General features: G+C 65.6%; 7 protein-coding genes and 1 pseudogene. All 8 read left to right on the plus strand.

Annotated features, from left to right (window positions below; translation table 11 throughout):
* The first annotated feature begins 52 nt into the window (after positions 1 to 52).
* Positions 53 to 613, plus strand: coding sequence for a NifU family protein (locus B4A72_RS01645; RefSeq protein WP_292954349.1), 561 nt, complete (start codon positions 53 to 55; stop codon positions 611 to 613).
* The gene (gene tsaB, locus B4A72_RS01650; RefSeq protein WP_292954352.1) at positions 606 to 1,217 is read left to right on the plus strand and encodes a tRNA (adenosine(37)-N6)-threonylcarbamoyltransferase complex dimerization subunit type 1 TsaB; all 612 of its coding nucleotides are present in this window, start codon (positions 606 to 608) and stop codon (positions 1,215 to 1,217) included. Before B4A72_RS01645 ends, tsaB begins: the two co-directional genes overlap by 8 nt.
* The gene (locus B4A72_RS01655) at positions 1,214 to 1,633 is read left to right on the plus strand and encodes a GNAT family N-acetyltransferase (protein ID WP_292954355.1); all 420 of its coding nucleotides are present in this window, start codon (positions 1,214 to 1,216) and stop codon (positions 1,631 to 1,633) included. Before tsaB ends, B4A72_RS01655 begins: the two co-directional genes overlap by 4 nt.
* A gap of 80 nt (positions 1,634 to 1,713) precedes the next feature.
* On the plus strand, positions 1,714 to 2,703 hold the full coding sequence (locus tag B4A72_RS01660) for a BMP family lipoprotein (RefSeq protein WP_292954358.1): 990 nt from the start codon (positions 1,714 to 1,716) through the stop codon (positions 2,701 to 2,703).
* Positions 2,704 to 2,711: 8 nt separating this feature from the next.
* The gene (locus tag B4A72_RS01665; RefSeq protein WP_292954361.1) at positions 2,712 to 4,370 is read left to right on the plus strand and encodes an ABC transporter ATP-binding protein; all 1,659 of its coding nucleotides are present in this window, start codon (positions 2,712 to 2,714) and stop codon (positions 4,368 to 4,370) included.
* Entirely contained in the window at positions 4,370 to 5,467 is a 1,098-nt protein-coding gene (locus B4A72_RS01670) for an ABC transporter permease (RefSeq protein WP_292954364.1), read from the plus strand. Before B4A72_RS01665 ends, B4A72_RS01670 begins: the two co-directional genes overlap by 1 nt.
* Entirely contained in the window at positions 5,467 to 6,432 is a 966-nt protein-coding gene (locus B4A72_RS01675) for an ABC transporter permease (RefSeq protein WP_292954575.1), read from the plus strand. The genes B4A72_RS01670 and B4A72_RS01675 overlap by 1 nt, the downstream gene beginning before the upstream one ends.
* A pseudogene (locus B4A72_RS01680) lies at positions 6,416 to 6,706 on the plus strand (purine-nucleoside phosphorylase); the annotation flags it as partial. The gene B4A72_RS01675 and the pseudogene B4A72_RS01680, both read left to right, overlap by 17 nt.

The following is a 6,706-nucleotide window of genomic DNA, read 5'->3' on the forward strand; positions in this document are numbered from 1 at the left end:
GCTTGACCCGGACAGGCCGCATCGCCATATCATGCGGAAAGGAGCGCGCCCCATGTTCATCCAGACCGAAACCACGCCCAACCCGGCGACCCTGAAATTCCTGCCCGGCGAAACCGTCCTGGGCAGCGGCACCGCGGATTTCCCGACGCCTGAATCCGGCGCGAAATCGCCTTTGGCCCGCCGCATCTTCGCCATCGAGGGTATCGCCGGCGTTTTCCTGGGCCGGGATTTCGTGACCGTCACCAAGGTCGAGGATCAGCCCTGGGATCATCTCAAACCCTCGATCCTGGGCGCGATCATGGAGCATTTCCAGTCCGGCGCCCCGGTGATCGAGGGTGAGGCCCCCGAAAGCGCCGGTCATGCCGCGCATGACGGCCCGGATTCCGAGATCGTGGTCCAGATCAAGGAATTGCTGGATACCCGTGTCCGCCCGGCGGTGGCGCAGGATGGCGGCGACATCACCTTTCACGGATTCGACCGGGGCGTGGTCTATCTGCACATGCAGGGGGCTTGCGCGGGTTGCCCGTCCTCGACCCTGACGCTGAAGATGGGGATCGAGAACCTGCTGCGCCACTATATCCCCGAGGTGATCGAGGTCAGGCCCGTTGCCTGAGGGGATTGCCCTGGGCTTCGACACATCGGCCGCGCATTGCGCGGCCGCTTTGCTTCGGGGCGACCGGGTGCTGGTCCAGCATCATGAAGCGATGGCCAGGGGACAGGCCGAACGGCTGTTTCCGCTGCTGGAACAGCTGCTGGCCGAGGCGGGACTGAACTGGCACGATCTGGATGTCATCGGCGTCGGCACCGGGCCCGGCAACTTCACTGGAATCCGGGTGGCGGTTGCGGCGGCGCGCGGACTGGCCCTGTCGCTGGGCATTCCGGCCCTGGGCGTCGCCGTGACCGAGGCTGCGGCCCATGGCCTGCCCCGACCCTGCCGCGTCGTGATCCCTGCGCGGCGCGAGCAGGTGATCTGGCAGGATTTCGGCACCGGCGCGGCGGATGATGCGGGGGGCCGGCCGCAGCAAGCTGCGGCCGGCGCGCTGCCGCCCGGCCCCGCGCCGGCTGCGCCGGCAATCCCGCTGGCCGAGGCCATTGCGCGTCTGGCGCTGGAGCGCCGCGACAGTCCCGCCCAGCCGCGCCCCGCGCCGATCTATCTGCGTCCGGCCGATGCCGCCCCCCCGCGCGAGGCGGGATTGGTCATTCTGGAAAGAGAATGACACCCGACCGGCTTGCCGCGCTGCACGCGCGCTGCTTCGTCGCCCCGCGCCCCTGGTCGGAAACCGAGTTCCGCGCTCTGCTGGACATGCCGGGCGCCTTCCTTCTGCTTCGGCCCGATGCGTTCCTTCTGGGTCGCAGCATCGCGGGCGAGGCCGAATTGCTGACCCTCGCAGTCGCGCCCGAGGCGCGGCAGCGGGGCGTGGGACGCGCCCTGACGCAGGATTTTGCCGCAACGTCACGCCGCCTGGGCGCCGGCACCGCCTTTCTGGAAGTGGCCCATGACAACATCGCCGCCCGCGCACTGTATCATGCGTCAGGCTGGCGTGATGCGGGGCGCAGGCGCGGCTATTACGCGCCGGGCCTGGATGCGATCGTGATGCGTCTCGACCTTGCCGCGCCCCAAGAACCCGGTTGACCGGCTCTGCCCGATGCGCCCTAATCGGCCCATTCGGCGGGCGGCTTGAATCGCCTGCCCCAACAGGAAGAGGTTCTGGCATGAATCTGATGAAAACGCTGATGGCGGGCTCGGCCGTCATGGCCTTGACTGCGGGCGCGGCCCTGGCCGAACCGGCCCTGATCTACGATCTGGGCGGCAAATTCGACAAGTCGTTCAACGAGGCCGCCTATAACGGCGCCAAACGCTGGGTCGAGGAAACCGGCGGCTCCTACAAGGAACTGGAGATGCAGTCCGAGGCGCAGCGCGAACAGGCGCTGCGCCGGCTGGCCGAAACCGGCGCCAATCCGATCGTGATGACCGGCTTTGCCTTCGGCGACGTGCTGAACAAGGTCGCGCCCGATTATCCCGACACGAAATTCGCGATCATCGACATGGTCGTGGATCAGCCCAACGTGCAATCGGTCGTCTTCACCGAGGAACAGGGCAGCTATCTGGCCGGGATGATGGCCGGGATGGCCTCGAAATCCGACATCGTGGGCTTTATCGGCGGCATGGACATTCCGCTGATCCACAAGTTCGAATGCGGCTATGCCCAGGGCTTCAAGGCCGTGAAGCCCGATGGCAAGGTGCTGATCAACTATACCGGCACAACGCCTGCGGCATGGAACGACCCGGTGAAGGGCGGCGAACTGGCCAAGGCGCAGATCAGCCAGGGCGCGGACGTGATCTATGCTGCCGCCGGCGGAACCGGCATCGGCGTGCTGCAGGCGACGGCGGATGACGGCAAGCTGGGCATCGGCGTGGACAGCAACCAGAACTACCTGCATCCGGGTTCGATGCTGACCTCGATGGTCAAGCGCGTGGACAACGCCGTCTACGACGCCTTCACCGCCGGACCCGATCTGGAGCCCGGCGTCAAGGTCATGGATCTCAAGGCCAATGGCGTGGGCGTCGCCATCGACGACAACAACAAGGATCTGGTCACCGCCGAGATGCAGGCCGCGGTGGACGACGCAACGGCCAAGATCGCCTCGGGCGAGATCAAGGTCCACGACTACATGACCGACAACGCCTGCCCGGTCGAGTAGCAATGGCCATGACGGCACAAGACGCAGGGGGGCGGCCGGAGACGGCTGCCCCCTACGCCATCGAGCTGAAGGGGATTTCGAAAGCCTTCGGTCCGGTGCAGGCGAACAAGGATATCGATCTGCGCGTTGCCAAGGGCTCGATCCACGGCATCATCGGCGAGAACGGCGCCGGGAAATCGACGCTGATGTCGATCCTTTACGGCTTCTACAAGCCCGACCGGGGCCGGATTCTGGTCAATGGCGAACCGATCGCCATCGCCGACAGCCAGACCGCCATCCGTGCCGGCATCGGCATGGTGTTCCAGCATTTCAAACTGGTGCAGAATTTCACGGTTCTGGAAAACATCATCCTCGGCGTCGAGGACGGCCGCCTGCTGCGCCCTTCGCTGGCCAAGGCGCGCGGCGTGCTGAAGCAACTGGCCCACGAATACGAACTGAACGTCGATCCAGACGAAACAATCGAGGAATTGTCGGTCGGCCATCAGCAACGGGTCGAGATCCTGAAGGCGCTGTATCGCCAGGCCGATATCCTGATCCTGGACGAACCGACCGGCGTTCTGACCCCGGCCGAGGCGGACCATCTGTTCCGCATCCTCGAGGGACTGAAGGCCGAGGGCAAGACGATCATCCTGATCACCCACAAACTGCGCGAGATCATGGACATCACCGACACCGTCTCGGTCATGCGGCGCGGCGAGATGGTGGCCTCGGTCAGCACCGCCGAGACCAGCCCCGAGGCGCTGGCCGAACTGATGGTGGGCCGCAAGGTGCTGCTGAACGTGGACAAGACCCCTGCCCGGCCCGGCGCCCCGGTGCTGGAAGTGCGCGATCTGCACCTGATCGACCACGAGGGCGTGGAGCGTCTTCGCGGCATCAGCTTCGACATCCGTGCAGGCGAGATCCTGGGGATCGCGGGCGTGTCCGGCAACGGCCAGACCCAGCTTCTGGAATTGCTGGGCGGCTATCCCGAAAAGGGCGCCAGGGTCAGCGGCGCGATCCGCATGAACGGAGAGGCGCTGGACCTGACGGGTGCCGGTTCCGACGCGCGGACGCGGCGCAGGCGCGGCATCGGCCATGTGCCCGAGGATCGGCAGACCGAGGGTCTGATCATGGATTTCACCGCCTGGGAGAACATCGCCTTCGGCTATCACGACAAAGCCGAATACCAGAAGGGGTGGCTGATGGACAATGACGCCATCCGCCGCGATGCCAAGAAATACATGGAAGATTTCGACTGCCGCCCGCGCAATTGCGACCTGGCCGCACGCGATTTTTCCGGCGGCAACCAGCAAAAACTGGTGGTGGCCCGCGAGCTCGAGCGCAATCCCGACCTGCTGCTGATCGGCCAGCCCACGCGCGGCGTCGATATCGGCGCCATCGAATTCATTCACAAGCGGATCATCGAGTTGCGCGACGCGGGCAAGGCGGTCTTGCTGGTCAGCGTCGAATTGGACGAGATCCTGTCGCTGTCCGACCGCATCGCAGTCATGTTCGATGGCCGCATCATGGGCGAGCGGCTGCCCGATCAGACCACGACGGGCGAGCTTGGCCTGCTGATGGCCGGCGTGACCGATACCGAACATCACGCCGCCGAAGATGGCATCCCGCCTGAACACAGGCATGTCGATGACCTGCCGGACGAGACCGCGAACGGGGGGCCGCGCTGATGGACAAGATGCCGAAATGGGCCGACGTGATCCTGACGCCGCTGATTTCGCTGGTTCTGGCCATGGCGATTTCGGCCCTCGTGATCCTGGCCATCGGCGAAAGCCCCGCCGCGGCCCTGAAGACGATGGTCGATGGCGCGCTTGGATCCAGCTATGGCTGGGGCTTCACGCTGTATTACACGACGAATTTCATCTTCACCGGCCTTGCCGTCGCGGTGGCCTATCACGCGCGCCTGTTCAATATCGGCGGCGAAGGTCAGGCGATGATGGGGGGGCTGGGCGTCGCGCTGGTCCTGCTGTCGGTGCCGCTGCCTCACTGGCTGCTGGCCCTGCCCGCCGCGATGATCGGCGCGGCCCTGTTCGGCGCGGCATGGGCGCTGATCCCGGCATGGCTTCAGGCGAAGCGCGGCAGTCATATCGTGATCACCACGATCATGTTCAACTTCATCGCCGCGGCCCTGCTGAATTATGTCCTGGTCAACATCCTGCGGCCGGTCGGCAGCATGGACCCGGCCTCGGCCCGGTTCCCCGAAAGCACCTATCTTCCGGCGCTGACCGACATCGCCGCGGCGATCGGAATCCAATGGGGCAAGAACACGCCGGTCAACATCACCTTCCTGATCGCGATCCTGGCCTGCCTGCTGGTCTGGCTGCTGATCTGGCGGACGCGCCTGGGATACGAGATCCGCGCCCTCGGCCGGTCCGAGCCGGGCGCGCTCTATGCCGGCATCAGCCCGGTGCGCATCATCGTGATCGCGATGCTGATCTCGGGCGGTCTGGCGGGACTGATGGCGATCAACAACGTCATGGGCGAAAGCGAAAGGCTGGTGTTGAACGCGGTCGAGGGTGCGGGCTTCATCGGCATCGCCGTGGCCCTGATGGGCCGCAACCATCCTTTCGGTGTCTTTCTGGCCGCGCTTCTCTTCGGCTTTCTTTATCAGGGCGGAGGGGAGCTGGCGCTGTGGACCAGTATCCCGCGCGAATTGATTGTCGTCATCCAGGCGCTGGTGATCCTGTTCACCGGCGCGCTGGACAACATGGTGCGGATGCCGCTGGAGCGGATGTTCCTCGCGCTGCGCAAGCGGAGGGCTGCATGATGGATTTCAACACCGTCCTGCAGATCCTCGACAGCGCCGTGCGGCTGATGACGCCGCTGCTGCTGGCCTGCCTGGCGGGGCTTTATTCCGAACGATCCGGCGTGTTCGATATCGGCCTTGAAGGGAAGATGCTGATGGCCGCCTTCACCGCCGCCTCGGTCGCCTATGCGACGGGCAGCGCATGGCTGGGCCTTCTGGCCGGTATCGGCGGGTCGATGGCGATGTCGCTGATCCACGGCCTCGCCTCGATCACCTTCATGGGAAACCAGCTGATTTCCGGTGTGGCGATCAATTTCCTGGCTTCGGGGATGACCGTTCTGCTGGGCCAGAAGATTTTCGGCCTCGGCGGACGGACGCCGTCGCTGCAAGGCGCCGCCCGCTTTCAGGAAATCACCCTGCCGCTGGCCGATACGCTTGGTCAGGTGCCGGTCATCGGACCGATCTATGCGCAGCTCATTTCGGGACACTCGATCCTGGTCTATGTGGCCTTCCTGGCAGTGCCGCTGACCTGGTGGGTGCTGTTTCGCACCCGTTTCGGCCTGCGCCTGCGCGCGGTGGGCGAAAACCCCGCCTCGGTCGATACGGCCGGCGTGTCGGTGACGCGGCTGCGCTATGCCGCCATCGGCATCTGCGGCGTCCTGACCGGCATCGCCGGCGCCTATCTTGCCACCAGCCTCTCGGCGGGCTTCGTCAAGGAAATGACGGCGGGGCGGGGGTTCATCGCGCTGGCGGCGCTGATCTTTGCCAAATGGCGGCCCTGGGGGGCGCTTGGCGCGACCTTCCTGTTCGGGCTTCTGGAAGCCATCGCCAACCGCTATCCCAATCTGGATCTCGGCATCGTCACGGTGCCGTCGATGTTCATGAACGCGCTGCCCTATATCCTGACCGTGATCATCCTCGCGGGCTTTGTCGGTCGCGCCATCCCGCCCCGCGCGGGCGGAGAACCCTATGTCAAGGAACGCTGAACTTGCCGCCCTGATCCGGTCGCGCGCCGGTGCGGCGGCGCCCGAATACGGCTTCATCCTGGGCTCTGGCCTCGGCCACCTGTCGGCGCAGGTAGACGGCACCGCCATTCCCTATGACGAACTGCCGGGCTTTCCCCATGCGGGCGTATCGGGCCATGTCCCGCACCTGGTGATCGGCGATCTCGAGGGGCGCCGCGTCGCGGTCTTCGGGGGACGCGCCCATTACTACGAATCGGGCCGCGCGGATGCGATGCGTCTGCCGCTGGAGGTGCTG

This window comes from Paracoccus sp. UBA5162, assembly GCF_002413585.1.
GTDB lineage: Bacteria > Pseudomonadota > Alphaproteobacteria > Rhodobacterales > Rhodobacteraceae > Paracoccus.

What these genes read in the sequence shown, in the direction of transcription:
- B4A72_RS01645 (WP_292954349.1), top strand. Translation starts at nt 53, where the DNA reads ATGTTCATCCAGACCGAAACCACGCCCAACCCGGCGACCCTGAAATTC.
- B4A72_RS01655 (WP_292954355.1), top strand. Translation starts at nt 1,214, where the DNA reads ATGACACCCGACCGGCTTGCCGCGCTGCACGCGCGCTGCTTCGTCGCC.
- B4A72_RS01660 (WP_292954358.1), top strand. Translation starts at nt 1,714, where the DNA reads ATGAATCTGATGAAAACGCTGATGGCGGGCTCGGCCGTCATGGCCTTG.
- B4A72_RS01665 (WP_292954361.1), top strand. Translation starts at nt 2,712, where the DNA reads ATGACGGCACAAGACGCAGGGGGGCGGCCGGAGACGGCTGCCCCCTAC.
- B4A72_RS01670 (WP_292954364.1), top strand. Translation starts at nt 4,370, where the DNA reads ATGGACAAGATGCCGAAATGGGCCGACGTGATCCTGACGCCGCTGATT.
- B4A72_RS01675 (WP_292954575.1), top strand. Translation starts at nt 5,467, where the DNA reads ATGGATTTCAACACCGTCCTGCAGATCCTCGACAGCGCCGTGCGGCTG.